Here is a 19,472-nt window from a genome sequence, read left to right as displayed (position 1 = left end):
ACGGGAAAATTCATGACACGGCAACTATCGCGTTTGCGAATCCGCACGCAAATCGCCTTGATCGCGGTGCTGGGGCTGGTGGGGATCGCAGCCATCGGCCTGACTTATGGCCGCAGCCTGATGATTCTGGCGGACCACGAACAGTTTCTGGAAAAAGTCACCACCCTGGACAACGCCGTCAGCGGGCTGTCCACCCTGATGCTGCAGGCCCGGCGGCATGAAAAGGATTTCCTGCTGCGCAACAGCCAGGAACCGGCGTCCAACCACGCGCGGGTGATGGAACAGGTGCGCGTCCATCTGGATGTCCTGGAGCGCAGTGCCCGCACCCCTGCCGAGCAGGATGCCGCCGCCACCGTCCATCGCCTGACCGGCGTCTACGCCGCCAGCTTCACCCGGATGGTCACTCTGCGCACGGCGCTGGGGCTGACCGAGAACGACGGCAGCCAGAAGGCCCTGCGCCAGGCCGTTCATGCCGTGGAGGAGCGGCTCGGCCGGTACGACGACCCGGCGCTGATGGTGCAGATGCTGTTGATGCGCCGTTATGAAAAAGACTTCCTGGCACGCAAGGACGACAAATCCGTCACCAGCATGATGGCCCAGGCGGCACCCTTCACCGCCGCCATCGGGGCGTCCTCCCTGCCGCCGGCGGACAAGTCGGACATCGCCGGCCTGATGGAGCGCTACCAGTCGGCCTTCGGCGCCATCGTCGCCGACATCCGGGCGGTCGAAACCTCCCTCAAGGATCTTTCCGCCGCCTATGCCGCCATGGAACCGGTGCTGCAAAAGCTGGAAGACGGCATCAAGGCCGACCTGAAAGAGGCCAAGGCCGATATGGAGATGGAGCGGGCCTCCGCGACCCGCATCATGGGCACGGTGATGCTGCTGACGCTGGCCGGCTTCGCCATCGGGGCGGCGGTGGTGGCGCGGGGGATCTATCAGCCCATCAGCGACCTGACCGCGGTCACCCTCACCCTGTCCCGCGGCGATCATTCCGCCGTGGTGCCGGGGCGGGACCGGGGCGACGAGATCGGCGCCATGGCCAACGCCGTCCAAGGCTTCAAGGAGGCGGCTATTGCCGCGGAACAGGCAGCCCGCGACCGGGCGGCGGAACAGGAAAGCCGCCTGAACGCCGCCCGCCGGCTGGAATCCCTGGTCACCGGCTTCAACCGTCAGGCGGAAGAAATGGTGGGTGCCCTGGAAAACTCCGCCGGAACCATGCGGGAGGCATCGGAAAATCTGGTCGCCGTGGCCGAGCAGAGCCGGAGCCAGGCGACGGCGGTCGCCGTTTCCACCGAACAGACCTCCATGAACGTGCAGACGGTGGCGGCGTCGGCGGAACAGATGGCCGCCTCCATCGCTGAAATCACCCGGCAGGTTTCGCGCTCCGCCGCCATCACCCAGAACGCCGCCGACAGGGCCGGCACCACCAACGGCGCCATCCTGTCTCTGGACGAGCAGGCCCGCGGCATCGGCGACGTGGTGCGGCTGATCGCCGATATCGCCAGCCAGACCAACCTTCTGGCGCTCAACGCCACCATCGAGGCGGCCCGCGCCGGCGATGCCGGAAAGGGCTTTGCCGTGGTGGCCAGCGAGGTGAAGACGCTCGCCACCCAGACGGCCAAGGCCACCGACCAGATCTCCGCCCAGATCGCCGCCATGCAGACGGCGACCCAGGGTGCCGTGACCGCCATCGGCGACATCACCACCACCATCACCGAAATCAACGGCATCTCCGCCGCCATCGCCGCGTCGGTGGAGGAGCAGGACGCCGCCACCCGCGAAATCGTCCGCAGCATCCAGCACGCAGCATCCAGCACGCAGGAGGTGCTGAGCAACATTCAGGGCGTGCAGACCGCCGCATCCCACACCGACACCGCCGCCGGCCGGGTGCTGGGGGTGTCCGACGCCCTGGCACGGGAAACCGGCGAACTGGCCCGCTGCATCGGGCGTTTCGTCACCGACGTGCGGCAGGCGTCGTAAATCAGGACGGAATCAGGCAGAAACGGTCAACATCCACCAGCCCGCGGTCGGTGATCTTCAGGTGCGGGATCACCGGCAGCGGCAGGAAGGCAAGCTGAAGGAACGGCTCCTCCAGCGGGCATCCCATCTCCCGCACCGTGGCGCGCAGGGTGCGCAAGTGGCGCTCCACCGTCTCGAACGGCTCCAGGCTCATCAGCCCGGCCAGAGGCAGCGCCAGTTCGGCCACCACCTGATCCCCGGCCACGGCGACGAAGCCGCCCTGCAGTTCGATCAGGCGGTTGACGGCGATGGCCATGGCGGCATCGTCGCTGCCCACCACGCAGATGTTGTGGCTGTCGTGGCCGACCGACGAGGCGATGGCCCCCCCGGTCAGGCCGAAGCCGCGCACGAAGCCGCGGCCCACCGACCGGTTGATTCCATGGCGGGCGAAGACGCAGATCTTCAGAATGTCGCGCTGCGGGTCGCCCACCGCCTGCCCGTTGCGGGTGGGAACGTCCAGCCGCAGATGGTCGGTGATGATCTTGCCCGGCTGCACCCCGATCACCGACCGTTCGCCGCCGCCGTTGGCCGGAATGGCGAAATCCTCCACCGCCACCGGGGTCAGGCGGACGGAGTTCAGCCCCACCGGGCTGACCGTGGCGCGGTGGGCGAAACGCTCGGGCGTCACCACCCGCCCGCCTTGGATCACCCGGTTGACGGCGCAGGTTTCCAGATCGTCCAGCAGCACCAGATCGGCCCGCTGCCCCGGTGCCACCAGCCCGCGGTCGAACAGGCCGAAGGCCCGCGCCGCCGACCATGTGGCCGCGCGGTACACCGATTCCATGGGCGCCCCCGCCCGGATGGCGGCACGGATCAGGTGATCCATGTGCCCTTCCTCGGCAATGTCCAGCGGGTTGCGGTCGTCGGTGCACAGCGCCACGAAGGGGGACGTCATCGGCCCGATCACCGGGGCCAGGGCCGCCACGTCCTTGGACACCGAGCCGTCGCGGATCAGCACCTGCATGCCCTTGCGGATCTTCTCCAACGCCTCGTGCGCGGTGGTGGATTCGTGGCAGTTGCGGATGCCGCAGGCGCAATAGGCGTTCAGCTCCCGCCCCGACACCAGCGGCGCGTGCCCGTCGATGTGGCGCCCCTCGAACGCCGCCAGCTTTTCCAGCACCGCGTCGGTCTTGGTGAAGATGCCGGGGAAGTTCATGAATTCCGCCAGGCCCAGCACCTTGGGGTGGTCGCGGTGGCGCACGAGATCGGCGGCGGTCAGCGTGGCGCCCGAGGTTTCCAGGTCGGTGGCCGGCACGCACGACGACAGTTGCACCCGCAGGTCGAGCGCCGTCCCTTCGGCGCTGTCGAGGAAATAGCGCAGGCCCCGTTCTCCCAGCACGTTGCAGATCTCGTGCGGGTCGCAGATGGCCGTGGTGGTCCCGCGGGGCAGGACGCAGCGGTCGAATTCGAACGGGGTGACACAGGTGGATTCGCAATGCACATGGGTGTCGATGAACCCCGGCACCACGGTCAGCCCGCGCCCGTCGATCTCCTCCACCCCGTCATAGGATTCGTAGGTGCCGACGATGCGGTCGCCGCACACGGCGACGTCTCCGTCCGCCAGCTCGCCGGTCGCCACGTTGAGGAAGCGGGTGTTCTTGACCACCAGATCGGCGCGCGTCCGCCCCAGCGCCTGATCGATGCGGCGCTTCAGGCCGTCGGTCGGAAATCGTTCATCCTGCACGGCCATCGTGTCCCCCGCCTTTTCCGCATTTCTTTGACAGCAAAGTGTTGCCGCCTGAACCGCCGGTCAACACCGCCAAGCCCCGCCCATATGGGGAAAGGGGGGTGCCGTTTAGGGGAAAAACCGCAGCCGATCAACCCTTTGCCATGAATGGTCCCTCAGCGGTACCGCTTGGTCATGGTGGATTGCGCCGTCCAGGGCTGTCCGTCGCAGGCGGGTTTCACCGTCCGGCTGAGAAGGCGCAGCGTGGTTCCCTCGGCGGCATAGGCCCAGCGGGTGCCGCACCCGCCCTCCGCCCGCGCCAGTTCGGTGATCTCCACCCCGCCGGCGGCCAGGGCGGGCACGCCGGTCAGCACCGCATCGCCCTTCGCCACCGGGGCACCGGATTCCAGCACCTCCACCGCTGCCCGCGCCACGGTGCCGCCGGCCTCGTCCAGCAGGAAGGGAGCGTTGGTACAGTGCAGGGTGCCGCAATCCTCCGGCACCACCGCCAGCCGCCGCCCGTCGGGCAGCGCGCCGATGAAGGTGAAACCGGCGTAGCGCTCGTATCCGGTCATGTATTCGTCGGCCTGGGGCCGCGGCGGGGCGGGAAACAGGGTGGTCAGGGCATAGGCGGCCAGGGCGGCCCCCTCCTCCGCCGCCGCGCCATTCTCGTGCAGGGGGTCGATGGGCTTGGCGGCGGCCAGCGCCACCGCACGGGCCGCCGACGGGGCCGCCGTCAGCACGGCACGCAGGCGGGTTTCGGCCACCGCCACCCGCTCCTTGACGTCACCGCCGGCCAGGACGCGGCGGCGCTCCGCCGTCCAGGGGGCCAGAGCCGCCTGGGCCGCATCCCGTTCTTCCGCCGCCGGGGCCAGGCGCGCGGCCTCCGCCGCCCGCCCGATCAGCCGGTCCAGGGCCGCCACCGACGGATCGGCCTCGTCCGCCGCGACCGGCCCCGCCAGCATCATCAGGGCCGCCGCCATCACACCCGCCGCACGACGCATTCAGTTCACCACTTCCCACGCGATCCGCACCGGCGTCTCCCCGGCGCTGGGAGAACCGATGACAATTTCCCCCCGGGTGCGCAAGGGGGCCGAGCGTCCCTTTTCCAAGGTCCGCGGTTCGCTCTTGTCCTCCAGCAGCCGGGTTCCGTTGCGGCTGCTGTCGCTGAGGATGAACTCGCCCTTCTGATACTGGATCACCGCATGGCGGCGGGAGGCGGAGGCCACGTCGAGCACCACATGGGAATCGACCGCCCGTCCGATCACCAGTTCGGTGGTATCCTTGGGCATCACGAAACGCTGGCCGTTGACGCTGACCATCAGCCGGCGGCGCGGCGGTATCCGGGCCGCGCGGATTTCCACCGTGGTTTCGGTGACCGGCGGCACCGTGGGCACCACGCGCTCGTGATCGGGAATGCTGGCGACCTTGGCCACCAGCGCGTCGGCCAGGGCGCGGGGGATGCCGGCGTTGCGCAGCTTGCGCCCCAGGCCGGAACGGATGGCGTCCACCGGCGTTCCCGGCGCGGCCAGTTCGGCGGCGGACCGGACGCGGTTGAACTGCTCGGTCAGCCGTTCCACCAGATAGCTGATGCGCCGCCGCCCGTACGGGCTGGTGGCGAGGTCCAGCATATAGCCGATGCGCGCCGCCGCCCCGCCCAGCCGCGCCGACAGCCGCTGGACGGTTTCCTCGAACGGCAGGTCGTGGTCGCGCTCGCGGAACGCGGTCTTGGCCCGCATGGTGATGGCCGCGGCGATGGGCGGCCCGCCCATGAAGCCGTCGAAACCCGCCAGTTGGTCCACCAGCGCCTGACACGCGCGGTAATCCGCCGCCTGCCCCGTACGGGTCAGGGGATGGGTGCCTTCCAGCCCGCCCTGGACCCGGTTGAGCAGGGCGGCGCGCGTGCGCTCATACCCGCCGCCGCCCATGACGTTGGAAACGGTCAGCAGCACATCGGTGTTGGGCAGGCGGTCGTCCAGGTCGCCGCGCACGGTGGCCAGCAGCGCCTGCAGCGCCGACGACAGGTCGGGGGCATAGCCGATCAGGGCGCGAATCGGCTCCCGCCCGTCGAGCATCTCGGCCAGCAGTTCATCGACCACGGCGATGGTGGGGGGCGCATCCTCCTCGTGGAAACGCAGCAGCGTCTGGACCTTTTCCTGCCAGTCACGGGCCGGCTCCAGCACCACGGAAAAGGCATGGGTGACCAGCCGGTCCCGCTCCTCCGGCGGGCGTTTGGCCGCGGCCTCGGCCAGGAGCCCGGCCACGCCGCTGCTGCCCAACACCTTGTCGAAGGGGGCCAGGACGTCGCCTTCCTGGGCCATCTCCTTCAGCTTGTTGAACATGCGGGCCAGCTCGTCCTGGCGCTGGAACGGGTTCACGCCGGCCTTCGGCGCCTGCAGCGCCGCCAGACGGCTGAGGCCGGGGTTGAACAGGGTCTGTTCGCGCTCGAAATAGCGCAAGGGGTAATAGCGGTGAAGCTGTTCCGCCGGGATCACGATCTGCTCGTCCCAGTAGCGGCGAAACAGGCGCAGCAGGGTCATGCGGCTTTCAAAGCCGAAGACATCCAGGACATCGGTACAGAACGCCGCCTCGTCGATGGCGGAGATGGTGGTGACCTTTCCACCACCCATGTATTTCTTTTCGAAAATCGTCTCTTCGCGCCCGGCCTGATTCACGCGCGATACCCGGACCACGGAGTATTTCGCCAGAGTCAGCAGATATCTGGCGCGCTCGACGGCATCCTTTTCATCGGCGAACACACCGTCGATGCTGGGCTTGCCGTCAGCCTCCACCACCACTTCGAATTTGACTTCCCGGCGCTGCAACATCGCTTCAAACTGCCCCGTCCCGCACAGACGGCACACGTCGCTGTGTCCTGCATCACTGACGTGTGCGTCACTTCGCCCTACCCCACGCAATAGAAGCAATCGTATGCCACCACACACGATCCGGCAATCCTGCATCCACCTTGTGCTTTTTCTGCCGGCCATCCTGTGCGGGCCGGCGGTGGCCCAGACGGCCGAAACTCCACGTTTGGATGCACAAGCCCTTATTCGGCAACACGGTTTCCGGGCAGCGGATGTGGGGTTCCTGCTGTTCGACCCGGCCGATGGACGGATCGTCGCCGAGCACCGGGCCGACACCCCCTTCATCCCCGCATCGGTGGCGAAGGTACCGTCCGCCGTGGGCGCGCTCGCCCTTCTCGGTCCCGGCTGGCGCTTCACCACCAGGCTTCTGGCCACGGGTCCGGTGCAGGGGGGCGTTCTGGCCGGCGATCTGGTGCTGAAGGGCGGCGGCGACCCGACCCTGGACACCGGCGGCCTGACCGATCTGGCCCGCGCCCTGGCCGCCCAGGGCATCCGGGGGATCACGGGGCGGTTCCTGTACGACGCGTCCGACCTGCCGGTCCTGCCGGAGATCGAGCCGGAGCAGCCCTACGGTGCCGGCTACAACACCGGGGTCAGCGCGCTGACCGTGAATTTCAACCGCGCCCAGGTGACCTGGACCCGCCGCAACGGGGTGGTCGCGGCCCAGACCTGGACGGTATCGGACAAGGGGCGCCTGCCCATCGACGGCGTGACTCTGCACGCTGTCCCCCGCCCCGGCACGCTGGCCCCCGCCGCCGTTCCCGCGGGCGGGGTGGAGAGCTGGCAGGTGGGTTTCCCCGCCACGGGCGACAAGGGGGCGTTCTGGATGCCGGTGCGGCGGGCCGATGCGGTGACGGCGGGGCTGTTCCACCGCATCGCCGGCATGAACGGCATCACCCTGCCCCCGCCCCGGCCGGGGACAGCCCCCGCCGCCGCCCGGCCGCTGGCCCAGCGGGACAGCCCGCCGCTGGCCACCGTCGCCGCCGGGGTTCTGCGCTATTCCAACAACCTGTCGGCGGAGCTGATCGGGCTGGCGGCCGCGCGCCGCCTCGGCCCCTCCCCCGCCACCACCCTGCCCCAGGCCGCGGGCACGCTGGCCGGATGGCTGAAGGCCCAGGCGCCGGGCACCGATTGGAGCGGTTTCACCCTGGCGAACTTCTCCGGCCTGACGGTGCGGTCACGGGTGACGCCACGGCAGATGGCCGCCATCCTGCGGATCGGGGGCGAGCCCTTCTACCCCCTGCTGCCCGGTGAGGACGAGGGCAAGCCCACCCCCGGCGCCAGGGCCAAATCGGGCACCATGGCCTATGTGAAGGGGCTGGCCGGGGTGCTGTCCACGGCCGGCGGGCAGCGGCTGGGTTTTGTCCTGTTCATCGCCGACGAGGGGCAGCGCCAGGCCATGGACCGCACCGCCGGGCGCGACGTTCCCGCCATGCCGCCCGAGGCCCGCGCGTGGCTGGACCGGGCGCGGATGCTGCAGGCGGCGCTGCTGGCCCACTGGGTGGACGGCCCCGAAGCACCGCTTGAGGAAACACGTAAAATCCCTTAAACTTTTCGTCCAGGGGTGGTTTCGGTTCGTTTCATCGCCCCGCCGTCCCGCCGCCTCATGAACAGGGTCCGCGTTTGCCAAGCCCACCCACCGTTCCCAGGCGCATGACCGCCCCCACGCAACACCCGCCCCGTGGCCTGGGCGGCACAGGGCCCCATGGCGCCGCCGCCCCCGACGACGGGCACCGCCGGTACCGCGACCACCGGCTGGATGCCGAAATCGTCAGCATCGTGGTGGGCGGTTGCTGCGTCAGCAGCGATCCCAACGTCATCATCACCACCACGCTGGGATCGTGCATCGCCACTTGTCTGTTCGATCCGGTGGCCGGCGTGGGCGGCATGAACCATTTCCTGCTGCCCGACGGCGGCAGCGACACCCTGTCGGCGTCGGCCCGTTACGGCAGCGCGGCGATGGAACAGCTCATCAACCGCATGCTGTCCATCACCGGGCGGCGCGACCGGCTGCGGGCCAAGGTGTTCGGCGGGGCCGGGGTCACCGGCACCCGCAACTCCATCGGTCAGCGCAACATCGACTTCGCCATGGAATATCTGGCGACCGAAGGAATCCCCACCATCAGCTGGGATGTGGGGGGAACGCAGGCCCGCTCCATCCGGTTCTATCCCGCCACGGGGCGCAGCCAACGCCGGCTCGTCGGGGGCGATGCCATCCGCGACATCACCCGCAGCGAATCCTCCTTCATGGAGCGGTTGCGCAAAACCCGCATCGACGGCGATATCGAGTTGTTCTGATCCCATGCTTCATGGCCTGTCCCGCCTGATTCCCGCCATCACCGCCCATGGGCTGGACGAGGCGGCGGTGTACCGCCGTCCGGCACTCTATCACCGCAAGCGCACCGGGCGCGTGCCGGCGGGGCCGCTGCTCTGCCCTATCTGCAACGGGTCCGCCGCCCGTTTCCTGACCTTCGGGCTGGGCGGACGGCGCAACGCCCAATGCCCCCATTGCGGATCACTGGAACGGCACCGTTTCCTATGGCTGTATCTGCGGGAGCGCACGCCGTTCTTCCGCCGCCGCCTGCGGGTGCTGCACACGGCCCCCGAAGAGTGCCTGGAGCCGCGGTTGCGGGGGCTGCATGGGCGCGGTTATGTCAGCCTGGACCGTTTCTCGCCGCTGGCCGACGTGAACGCCGATCTGACGGATCTGCCGTTTCCGGCCGGTTCGTTCGATGTGGTGCTGTCCAGCCATGTGCTGGAACACGTACCCGACGACCGCCGGGCCTTGCGGGAAATCGCGCGGGTTCTGAAACCATCCGGGTGGGCGGTTCTGCTGTTTCCCTATGATCCGCGGCAGCCGACGCAGGAAGATCCCGCCATGGACACCCCGTCCAAACGGCTGGAGGCGTACGGCCACCCCTATCATTACCGGATCTATGGCCGGGATACCGCGGCGCGCCTGTCGGACGAAGGGCTGACGGGGCGCTGCGTCGATTCCCGTCTGCTGCTGACCCCACACCGCCGGCGGCGGCACCGGATCAACCGTAATTTTTTGTTCCTGTCCCATCCGTCAACGGGCCATACCGACCCGTGACGCCCGCCCATCACCGGCGGTCAGCTCTTGGCCGAACGGTAGATATCGGTGGGATCCCACACGGCACCGTGCCGGCGGCGGGGTTTGCGCTGCTTGCCCCCTCCTTCGCCATCGCTGCTGCGGGTGGCGCGGCCTTCCGTCTTTTCGGCACGGCGGGCCGCCGGCTTGGCGTCTTCGGCCGCTTCGCCGTCTCCGGCGCTGGAAGACACCGCCTCTCCCTCTTCCACGGGATCGCGCAGGTGGGGGGACAGGGACGACAACAGCGCCAGCACTTCATCGGCAACGCCGCCGGGGGCGGCACGCCACAGGCGCAGAAGGCGGGCCTCCCGCCGGCTGATGATGCTGCCATCGGCGTTCACCGCGGTGGACGACTGCCCGGGGTGCGGCTGGCCGTCGTCGTAGTCATCGAAGAAAAAACTGACCGGAACCTCCAGAACCTGCCCCAGCCGGAACAGGGTGCCGGCGGAGATGCGGTTCGAGCCCCGCTCGTATTTCTGGACCTGCTGAAACGTCAGCCCGATGGCTTCACCAAGTCGCTCCTGGCTCATGCCCAGCAAAGTGCGGCGCATCCGCACACGCTGGCCGACATGGGCATCGACGGACCAGGACTCCGGTGAACCACGTCTGCCGCGTTTTCGAACAATAAGTTCGCTCATTGCACCCGCAACCTTTTTGCGTGGCCACTATGGGAAAAATTATTTGTATCACATATTTGTGGCATACCCCCCGCACCGGATCAAGTGAAATGTTCTGGCTCTACGAAATTAGTTATACCTTTATACCGAATTACCTTTGCGAGCCCAAGAAAACCCCTGCCGATTCGACTGAAATTCAGCGGACGACTTTCTTGGCGCCCATTTCCAATTCCCAAGGACGTTTTTGTTAAAACCGCACAAAAATGCGCGGGCCGGCAGGGCTTTCAATATTGTTGCGCACTTATACACGCCGCAATTGCCATCCCTTTTCCTCTCGTCAACATGGAAACCTTTTGATAACCATCTAAGCCGATTATGCGCACGGTTATCATCATTTCGGTGGACAGCCGTCCCGGCCCATTGTGACCGTGGTGGTGAAAAAGAGGTTTGATCATGCAGGAAAGCGGGCTGGCAGGGCGGTTCAAGGTCGGAACCCGGATCTATTTCGGTTTCGCCGTGATTCTGGCGTTGCTGATCCTGGGTTCGGTCAGCGGTATCAGCGGGCTCGTATCGGCCCGCACCGGATTCGGCACCTACGCAACGGTCAGCAATCACTCGTTGCTGGTTCTGGACATCAACGCCAACGTGGCGCAGATGCGCCGCATTGCGGTCAATTACATCAATTCGGGTGACGAGGCGATCGCCACCCAGGTCCGCTCGATCCAGGAAGCCCTGGGCAAGGATCTGCGCGAAGCGGTCGGCACCGCCTCCGACCAGACTCGCCCCGCCCTGACGCAGATGACGAGTCTGTTCGATACCTATCAGGCCGGTTTCGGCAAGCTGGTCGAACTGCGCCGCCAGCGCGACACGCTGGTGCGCGAGCAGCTCATCCCGCTGGGCGACAAGGCGCAGCAGGCGCTGGCGGATATTCACGCCAGCGCGATGAGGGACGGCGACACCGCCGCCGCCGGCCAGCTTGGCCCGGTGATCGAGCGGCTGATGGCCGCCCGGCTGGAGGCTCAGCGGTTCCTGGGCGCCCCCGACGAGGCCACGGCCGGCCGCACCCGCACCGCCAACCAGCAATTCCTGTCGCTGGCCGAGGGCTTCGCCGCCAGCCTGACCGACCCCACCCGCCGCCGGTTGGCGCAGGCATCGGTGGATGCGGCGACCCAGTATCTGGCCGGCTTCAACCAGGTGGCCGCCGCGGTGCTGGAAAACACCGCCACCGTCGCCCGGCTGGCCGGCATGGGGGCCGAATTCGCCGATCTGGCGGAAAAGACCGTGGATACCGAAGGGCGCAACCGCGACCAGCTTCTGGCCGCGACCACCGCCCAGATGGAAAACACCCAGGCCCAGAACATCGCCATCGCCGCCGCCGCCCTGGTGATCGGCATCCTGTTCGCATGGCTGGTGGCGCGGTCGATCGTGCGGCCCGTGACCGACATGACCGACACCATGACCCACCTGGCCGGCGGTCAGCTGGACGTGACCATTCCCGCCCTGGCCAACCAGGACGAGATCGGGTCCATGGCCAAGGCCGTGCAGGTGTTCAAGGACAACGCCATCGAAAAGAAGCGGATGGACGAGGCCGAGCGCGCCCGCATCGAACAGGAGCGCCGCGAGGACGAGGCCCAGCGCGCCCGCGAACAGGCCATCGGCCAGGAAATCGCGGCGCTGATCGATTCGGTGTCCAAGGGCGACCTCAGCCGCCGCATCGACCTGAACGGCAAGGACGGCTTCTACCGCACCATGTCGGAGGGCATCAACCGCCTGACCGACACGGTGAAGGCGGTGATCGACGACCTGGGCCGCGTGCTGGGCGCGCTGGCCGAAGGCGACCTCAACAGCCGTATCGACAAGGATTACCAGGGCGCCTTCCAGGCCCTGAAGACCAACGTCAACACCACCTCGTCCAAGCTGGGCGAGATCGTCGGGCAGATCCTGCGTGCCACCGACGCCATCACCTCCGCCGCGTCGGAGGTGTCCATGGGCTCCTCCGACCTGGCCGAGCGCACCGAGCAGCAGGCCTCCTCGCTGGAGGAGACCGCGGCCAGCATGGAAGAGCTGGGCGCCACCGTGCGCTCCAACGCCGACAACGCCCAGCGCGCTAACCGCATGGCGTCCGACGCCCGCACCGCTGCCGAATCGGGCGGGCAGGTCGCCACCTCCGCCGTGGAGGCCATGCGCCAGATCGAGAATGCCAGCCGCAAGATCACCGACATCATCGGCGTGATCGACGAAATCGCGTTCCAGACCAACCTGCTGGCGCTCAACGCCGCGGTGGAGGCGGCGCGGGCCGGCGATGCGGGCCGCGGCTTCGCCGTGGTGGCGCAGGAGGTGCGCAACCTCGCCCAGCGCTCGGCCCAGGCGTCCAAGGAAATCAAGTCCCTGATCATGGACAGCGATTCCCAGGTCCGTGGCGGCGTGGAACTGGTGCAGAAGGCCGGGGCGGCGCTGGAAGGCATCGTCGGCGGCGTGCACGAGGTGGCCTCGCTGATCGCGGAGATGGCATCGGCCTCTGCCGAGCAGGCGTCGGCTCTGGACGAGATCAACTCCGCCGTCGCCCAGATGGACGAGATGACCCAGAAGAACGCCGCCCTGGTGGAGGAAACCACCGCCGCCGCCCATTCGCTGGCCGGTCAGGCGGGGGATCTGCGGTCGCTGGTGGGCTTCTTCCGCCTGGACGGCGCGAACCGCGCACCCACGGTGGTGACGCCCGCCCTCCACACGGCGCCGTCCTCCGGCGGGGGGGCCCCGGCGGCGGTCAAGCGCCACATCGCCCCCACCCGTCCGGCGGCCCGCAAGCCCGCCGCCCCGGCCAAGGCAGCGGCCCCGGCCCGCGCCGCCACCGCCGCCGCCCTGTCCCACGCCAACACCGACGAGGACGATTGGAAGGAATTCTGATTCCCCTTCCCGCCGCCCGGACGGAATAACCGGCGGGTGGCGGGTGTTCATCTTCTGACGGCAAACCGGGAGCCCCGTCATCCGGCGCGGCTCCCGGTTCCGTTTCGAGGAGGAGGGAAACGCCCGTGCCGCTCCGTGCACCTGCCCTGATGCTGGCCCTTCTGGCCGCCGCCCCCTTGCCTGCCGCCGCGGCACCGCCCCCGCTCATCGCCGCCCAGGCACAACAGGACGATTCCCCCCGGCCGCTCGCCGACCTTCAGGATCTGTTGCGGGCGCTGGAAGGGTGGCTGAAGCGCTTCCCCACCTACAGCGCGCCGGAGGTGCTGCCCAACGGCGACATCATCATCCGCCGCCACCTGCCCGAACCGCCGCCGCGCAAGCCCCCCGCCCAGCCCGACGGCACCGACACCTGAAGCCGCCTTGACAGCGGCCGGTTCCCGGCGTTATTGAATGGCCACTCATTAAGCTTGTTCCGGCCATGCCCGACAGCACCGCCACTCCCACGCCGCGGCGCACCCGCCGCAAGGACGCCCGCCCCGCCGAGGTGATCGAGGCGGCCCGCGCCCTGTTCATCGAGCGCGGCTATGCCGCCACCAAGGTGGAGGACGTGGCCCGCCGGGCAGGTGTCAGCGTCGGCCTGCCCTATCTCTATTTCGAGAACAAGGCGGGGTTGTTCAAGGCGGTGGTGCGCGCCACCCTTCTGCCCCAGGTGGCGCAGGGGGAAGACATGCTGCGCAGTTACGCCGGCTCCACCGCCGATCTGTTGCGGCTGGTGGCCCGCGGTTTTCTGGAAACCATGCATTCCCCCATCGGCGGAATCCCGAAGCTGGTGATCGCCGAGGCGCATGCCTTTCCCGACATCGCCCGTTTCTACGCCGAGGAGGTGGTGGCCCGTGGCCGCGCCTTCTTTGCCGCCATCATCACCCGCGGGATCGAGCGGGGGGAGTTCCGCCCGGTGGACGTGCCCCACATGGCCCGCGTCCTGTCGGCCCCGCTGTCGCTGTTGTGCATCTGGAGCCATTCGCTGGCCCCGTTCGACGAGACCACCGGCACCACGCCCGAAGGCTACATCGACGCCTATCTCGACGTGGTGCTGGCCGGGCTGGCCGCTCCCGGCCCCACCCTGCCGCCGCCTGGAAAGACCGAGCCGTCATGACCGCCACCACCGATCCCACCCGTTCGCGCCCCACTGGCCGTCGTCGCGGTGTGCGCTGGTTCACCGCCACCGCCCTGGTTGCCGGCGCCCTGGCCGCCGCCGGTGTGGCGTGGCAGGCACGCATGTCGGGACAGGCGGCGGTCACCGCCGCCCCCGCCGCCCCGCCCGCCGTCCGCCCGTTCGAACTGGCGGCGGTGGAGGTGGCGCGGGTGGCGCCTCGGACCCTGGAGGAACGGGTGCGCCTCAGCGGCTCCATCCGCCCGCTGGAACAGACCAGCCTGAAGTCGGAGGTCGCCGCCCGCCTGACCGAGGTGCTGGTGCGCGAGGGCGAGGCGGTGCGCAAGGGGCAGGTGCTGGCCCGCTTCGACACCGTGGAACTGGCCGCCCGCCTGCGGGAGAAGGAGGCCAACCTGCAAGGTGCCCGCGCCCAGCTCGACTACGCCGAAAAGACCCGCGCCAAGAACGCCACCCTGCGGCAGAAGCAGATCGTCGCCGAAACCAGCTTCGATCAGGCGCTGAGCGCCGCCCAGGCGCAGCAGGCGGCGGTGGCCGCCCTGGAGGCGCAGGTGGCGCTGGCCCGCAAATCGCTCCGCGACGCGGTGGTGACGTCCCCCATCGACGGCATGGTCGCCGAACGCGCGGTGCAGCCGGGGGAAAATCTGGCGGTCAACGCCAAGCTGTTCACCGTCGTGGATCTGAGCCGGGTGGAGGTGGAAGCTACCGTGCCCGCCGAAACCGTGGCCCGCCTCGCCCCCGGCCAGCCGGTGACGGTGGCGGTGGACGGGTTCGGCGACCGGCGCTTCACCGGCACCATCGCCCGCATCAACCCGATGGCCCAGACCGGCAGCCGTGCCATCCCCGTCTACATCGCCATCGACAACCCCGACGGCAGCCTGCGCGGCGGTATGTTCGCGGTGGGCGAAGCGCTGGTGGACCGTGCCGACGGGGCCACGGCCGTGCCCGCCGACGCGCTGCGCCACGACGGCGAGGGGGATTTCGTGCTGGTGGTGGACAACGGGCGGCTGGAACGGCGCGGGGTAAGCGTGGTGCGCACCTGGGCGCGCGGCGACATGGTGCAGGTGACGGGGCTGCCCCCCGGCCTGACCGTGGTCACCGCCCCCCTGCCCGGCCTGAAGGCCGGACACACCGTCACCGTGACCGCCACCGCCGGCTGACCCCCCGATCATGCCCATCACCCGCATCAGCATCGACAACCCGGTCTTCGCCACCATGATGATGGTGGCGCTGATGGTGCTCGGCCTGTTCTCGTACCAGCGTCTGGGGGTGGACCAGTTTCCCGACGTGGATTTCCCCGTGGTGGTGGTGCAGACCAACTATCCCGGCGCCTCGCCCGAGACGGTGGAAAGCGAACTCAGCCGCCCCATCGAAGAGGCGGTCAACACCATCGCCGGTATCAAGACCCTGACCAGCCGCTCGTACGAGGGCATCTCGGTGGTCATCGCCGAATTCGACCTGACCACCAGTTCGGTCCAGGCGGCCCAGGACGTACGGGAAAAGGTGGCGGCCCTGCGCTCCACCTTCCGGGACGAGGTGAAGGATCCCCTCATCACCCGCTTCAACCCCGATGACCAGCCGATCCTGTCCATCGCGGTGGATTCCCCCATCCGGTCCCTGCGCGACCTGACCACGCTGACCGACCAGATCATCCTGAAGGGACTGCAGAACGTCCGCGGCGTGGGCCGGGCCACCATCGCCGGGGGGGCCAAGCGGCAGATCCACGTCCGCCTGTCGCCCGAACGGCTGGAAGCGCTGGGCATCGGCGTGGACGAGGTGATCAGCGCCGTGCGCGGCGAAAACCAGAACCGCCCCGCCGGCATCGTCAGCGGCGAGGGCCGCGAACGGGTGGTGCAGGTGGACGGGCGGGTGGAGCATCCCCGCGACCTGCTGGACCTGATCGTCGCCCGCCGCGGCAACACGCCCGTGCGGCTGGGACAGGTGGCCGAGGTGATCGACGGGCAGGAGGAGCGGGAAACCGCCGCCCTGTTCAACGGAAAGCCGGCCCTGGCCGTGGATGTGGTGAAGATCCAGGGCGCCAACACGGTGGAGGTGGCCCGCGGCGTCAAGAAGGCGATCGAGGAGCTTCAGTCCTCCGGCAAGCTGCCCGCCGACGTGCGGATGAACGTGGTGCGCGACAGCGCCCGCGGCATCACCAATTCCCTGAACAACGTGCAGCAGACGCTGGTGGAAGGCGGTGTGCTGACCATCCTGATCGTTCTGCTGTTCCTGGGCTCGTGGCGCAGCACGGTCATCACCGGGCTGACGCTGCCGGTGGCGGTGCTGGGTACCTTCGGCGTTCTCCTGCTGATGAAATTCTCGCTGAACGTCATGACGCTGATGGCGCTGTCGCTGGCCATCGGCATTCTGATCGACGACGCCATCGTGGTGCGCGAGAACATCATGCGCCATCTGGCCATGGGCAAGGGCCACCGGCAGGCGGCCCTGGACGGCACCACCGAGATCGGGCTGGCGGTGCTGGCGACCACCCTGACCATCGTGGCGGTGTTCCTGCCCGTGGCCTTCATGGGTGGCATCATCGGGCGGTTCTTCCTGCAGTTCGGGCTTACGGTGTCGGCGGCGGTGCTGATCTCGCTGTTCGTGTCGTTCACGCTCGACCCCATGCTGTCCAGCGTGTGGTACGACCCGGCGGCCCACGGGCGCCGCGGGCGCGGGCCGTTTGCCCGCATCGCCGCCGGGTTCGAGCGCGGGTTCGACGCGGTGGCGGCGGCCTATGGCCGGCTGCTGCGGGCGTGTCTGCGGCGGCGGTGGCTGGTGCTGCTGGTGGCGCTGGCCAGCTTTGTGGGCAGCTTCTTCCTGGTGCCGCTGATCGGGGTGGAATTCGCCCCCTCCGCCGATCTGGGTGAAACCTCGGTGGAGGTGGAGACCCCCGTCGGCTCGTCGCTGGACTACACCCAGGCCAAGATGGCGCAGGTGGAATCGGCCATCCGCGAACTGCCGGAGGTGGCCTACACCTATGCCACCATCAACACCGGCACCACATCGGGCAAGAACCGCGGCACCATCTACATCCGCCTGAAACCCATCAGCGAACGCACCCGGTCGCCCGCCCAGTTGGCCGAGCCGATCCGGCGGCGGCTGGAGGTCATCCCCGGCGTGACGGCCAGCGTGGTGATCCCCGGCGTCGGCGGGTCGCAGAAGCAGATCCAGGTCTCGCTCCAGGGCCGCGACCTGCGCGAACTGGACCGGCTGTCCACCCGGATCATGGAGGCCATGCGCGCCATCCCCGGCATGGTGGACGTGGACTCCACCCTGAAGGCGGCCAAGCCCACCCTGTCGGTGCGCCCCAACCGCGACATGGCCAGCGACGTGGGCATCTCCACCGAGCAACTGGCCACCGCGCTCCGCCCCCTGTTTGCGGGTGAACAGGTTTCCACCTGGAAGGCGCCGGACGGCGAGAGCTACGACGTGCTGGTGCGGCTGCCGGCGGAGGACCGCGTGGGCCGCGCCGACCTGGACCGCATCTACCTGACCACCAGCCACAAGGACGCCGCCGGCAGCCCGGTGGTCGTGCCGCTGTCGCAGGTGTCGGACGTTCAGGTCTCCCTCGGCGCGTCCCAGATCAACCGCCGCGACTTGCAGCGGGAGGTGAACCTGACCGCCAACGTCCAGGGCCGGGCGGCGGGCGATGCGGGACGGGAATTGCAGGCCGCGTTGGCAAAGCTCGACCTTCCCCCCGGTTACCGCGTGGTGTTCGGCGGATCGACCAAGGACATCGCCGAGACCAGCGGCTACGCCGCCCAGGCGCTGCTGCTGGCGGTCATCCTGATCTATCTGATCCTGGCATCGCAGTTCGGCAGCTTCCTCCAGCCGCTGGCGATCATGGCCTCGCTGCCCTTGTCGCTGGTGGGGGTGTTCCTGGGGCTGCTGGTGGCCCACACCACCCTGAACATCTTCAGCGCCATCGGCTTCATCATGCTGATGGGGCTGGTGACCAAGAACGCCATCCTGCTGGTGGATTTCGCCAACCAGGCCCGCGCCCGCGGGGTGGAATTGAAAGAGGCGCTGGTCCAGGCCGGCATCATCCGCCTGCGCCCCATCGTGATGACCACCGCGGCCATGATCTGCGGCATGATCCCGCTGGCGCTGGGTCTGGGCGAAGGGGCGCAGCAGCGCGCCCCCATGGCCCACGCGGTGATCGGCGGCCTTCTCAGCTCCACCGTGCTGACGCTGGTGGTGGTGCCGGTGATCCTGACCTATCTGGACGCGCTGGGGGCGTGGGTCACCCGCTGGTTCGCCCACCGCGATCCCGACGCCGACGCCCGCGCCGCGGCGGAGTAGGGACGGTTATTGCCCATCCGGTCATGTGGCGGGCATCTGTTCCAAATGCCCGCCCCTCCGATAGACCAAAAACCGGCCAGCGTCCTGATCGAAGGAAGCAGCAGGCCATCCGGGACGCGGCAGCGACCGCCATCGGATGGACGGCGATCCCCATGCGGCGCTATCCGGTTCCCGATACACGGCAGAAGATCAAGGACTGACGTTTCCAGAGAGGCACCGGCCTTACGCGGTCCGCACCACCATCGGGTTTTCTACTTCAGCGTCTGCACCCGCTTCGTCTCATCGCCGTTGGTCTTTTCCAGGGCGAAGCGCTCCCCCAGGTGAACGGCCACCCGCGGCGACACGAAATGGGCGATATCGCCGCCCAGCCGGCCGATTTCCTTGACGAAGCGGGACGAGATGAACTGATGCCGTTCGGAGGCCATGAGGAACATGGTCTCCACCTTGGGGTTCAGCCGGGCGTTCATGCCCGCCATCTGGAATTCATACTCGAAGTCCGAGACGGCGCGCAGGCCGCGGATGATGACGGAGGCGCCGATATCAACGGCGAAGTGCATCAGCAGCGTGTCGAAGGCCCGCACCTCGATGCTGGCGCCGTTGTTCAGCGCCGCCACATCCTCGCGGACCATGCTGACCCGTTCGTCGGTGGAGAACAGCGGCCCTTTTCCGGCGTTGCGCGCCACCCCGACCACCAGATGGTCCACCAGCCGCGAGGCGCGCTGGATGATATCCAGGTGACCGTTGGTGATGGGATCGAAGGTGCCGGGATAGACCCCGATACGGCCCTTGGACATGCTGGACCTCTTTCCCACAG

General features: G+C 68.5%; 14 protein-coding genes. 9 read left to right on the top strand and 5 right to left on the bottom strand.

The window, feature by feature from the left end; all coding sequences use genetic code 11:
* Window positions 1-12 precede the first annotated feature (12 nt).
* Entirely contained in the window at window positions 13-1,980 is a 1,968-nt protein-coding gene (locus M2352_RS10930; protein WP_264664517.1) for a methyl-accepting chemotaxis protein, read from the top strand.
* 1 nt (window position 1,981) lies between these two features.
* Here the strand turns inward: M2352_RS10930 and ade are convergent, their stop codons facing one another.
* The 3 genes from ade to M2352_RS10915 form a co-directional block, all read right to left on the bottom strand.
* On the bottom strand, window positions 1,982-3,709 hold the full coding sequence (ade, locus tag M2352_RS10925; RefSeq protein ID WP_264664516.1) for an adenine deaminase: 1,728 nt from the start codon (window positions 3,707-3,709) through the stop codon (window positions 1,982-1,984).
* A gap of 152 nt (window positions 3,710-3,861) precedes the next feature.
* A complete protein-coding gene (locus M2352_RS10920) occupies window positions 3,862-4,689 on the bottom strand; it encodes a hypothetical protein (RefSeq protein WP_264664515.1) in 828 nt (275 codons plus the stop codon).
* Complete coding sequence (locus tag M2352_RS10915; protein WP_264664514.1) at window positions 4,690-6,513, bottom strand: FHA domain-containing protein; 1,824 nt, start codon at window positions 6,511-6,513, stop codon at window positions 4,690-4,692.
* 103 nt (window positions 6,514-6,616) lie between these two features.
* Between M2352_RS10915 and dacB the strand changes: the two genes are divergently transcribed.
* The 3 genes from dacB (at window position 6,617) to M2352_RS10900 (ending at window position 9,646) form a co-directional block, all read left to right on the top strand.
* On the top strand, window positions 6,617-8,101 hold the full coding sequence (gene dacB / locus M2352_RS10910) for a D-alanyl-D-alanine carboxypeptidase/D-alanyl-D-alanine endopeptidase (RefSeq protein WP_264664513.1): 1,485 nt from the start codon (window positions 6,617-6,619) through the stop codon (window positions 8,099-8,101).
* Window positions 8,102-8,205: 104 nt separating this feature from the next.
* Window positions 8,206-8,850: a chemotaxis protein gene (locus M2352_RS10905; protein WP_264664512.1), complete on the top strand. Its 645-nt coding sequence runs from the start codon at window positions 8,206-8,208 to the stop codon at window positions 8,848-8,850.
* 4 nt (window positions 8,851-8,854) lie between these two features.
* Entirely contained in the window at window positions 8,855-9,646 is a 792-nt protein-coding gene (locus M2352_RS10900) for a methyltransferase domain-containing protein (protein WP_264664511.1), read from the top strand.
* A gap of 20 nt (window positions 9,647-9,666) precedes the next feature.
* Here M2352_RS10900 and M2352_RS26580 read toward each other — a convergent pair whose 3' ends face one another.
* On the bottom strand, window positions 9,667-10,215 hold the full coding sequence (locus M2352_RS26580) for a helix-turn-helix domain-containing protein (RefSeq protein ID WP_406567247.1): 549 nt from the start codon (window positions 10,213-10,215) through the stop codon (window positions 9,667-9,669).
* Window positions 10,216-10,734: 519 nt separating this feature from the next.
* Between M2352_RS26580 and M2352_RS10890 the strand changes: the two genes are divergently transcribed.
* The 5 genes from M2352_RS10890 (at window position 10,735) to M2352_RS10870 (ending at window position 18,658) form a co-directional block, all read left to right on the top strand.
* Window positions 10,735-13,185 (top strand): methyl-accepting chemotaxis protein, encoded by a 2,451-nt coding sequence (locus M2352_RS10890; protein ID WP_264664510.1) that lies wholly within the window; start codon window positions 10,735-10,737, stop codon window positions 13,183-13,185.
* A 125-nt stretch (window positions 13,186-13,310) separates the two neighbouring features.
* Window positions 13,311-13,598: a hypothetical protein gene (locus tag M2352_RS10885; protein ID WP_264664509.1), complete on the top strand. Its 288-nt coding sequence runs from the start codon at window positions 13,311-13,313 to the stop codon at window positions 13,596-13,598.
* Window positions 13,599-13,663: 65 nt separating this feature from the next.
* Window positions 13,664-14,341 carry a TetR/AcrR family transcriptional regulator gene (locus M2352_RS10880; protein ID WP_264664508.1) on the top strand — a complete coding sequence of 226 codons (678 nt, stop codon included), beginning with the start codon at window positions 13,664-13,666 and terminating at the stop codon, window positions 14,339-14,341.
* Window positions 14,338-15,516, top strand: a complete 1,179-nt coding sequence (locus M2352_RS10875) for an efflux RND transporter periplasmic adaptor subunit (protein ID WP_264664507.1) — start codon at window positions 14,338-14,340, stop codon at window positions 15,514-15,516. Before M2352_RS10880 ends, M2352_RS10875 begins: the two co-directional genes overlap by 4 nt.
* A gap of 10 nt (window positions 15,517-15,526) precedes the next feature.
* Window positions 15,527-18,658, top strand: a complete 3,132-nt coding sequence (locus M2352_RS10870) for an efflux RND transporter permease subunit (protein WP_264664506.1) — start codon at window positions 15,527-15,529, stop codon at window positions 18,656-18,658.
* Between the two features lie 251 nt (window positions 18,659-18,909).
* Here the strand turns inward: M2352_RS10870 and coaD are convergent, their stop codons facing one another.
* Window positions 18,910-19,452: a pantetheine-phosphate adenylyltransferase gene (gene coaD / locus M2352_RS10865; RefSeq protein ID WP_264664505.1), complete on the bottom strand. Its 543-nt coding sequence runs from the start codon at window positions 19,450-19,452 to the stop codon at window positions 18,910-18,912.
* Window positions 19,453-19,472: the final 20 nt, after the last annotated feature.

This window comes from Azospirillum fermentarium, assembly GCF_025961205.1.
Lineage (GTDB): Bacteria > Pseudomonadota > Alphaproteobacteria > Azospirillales > Azospirillaceae > Azospirillum > Azospirillum fermentarium.
This window is presented reverse-complemented; position numbering and strand designations above follow the sequence as displayed.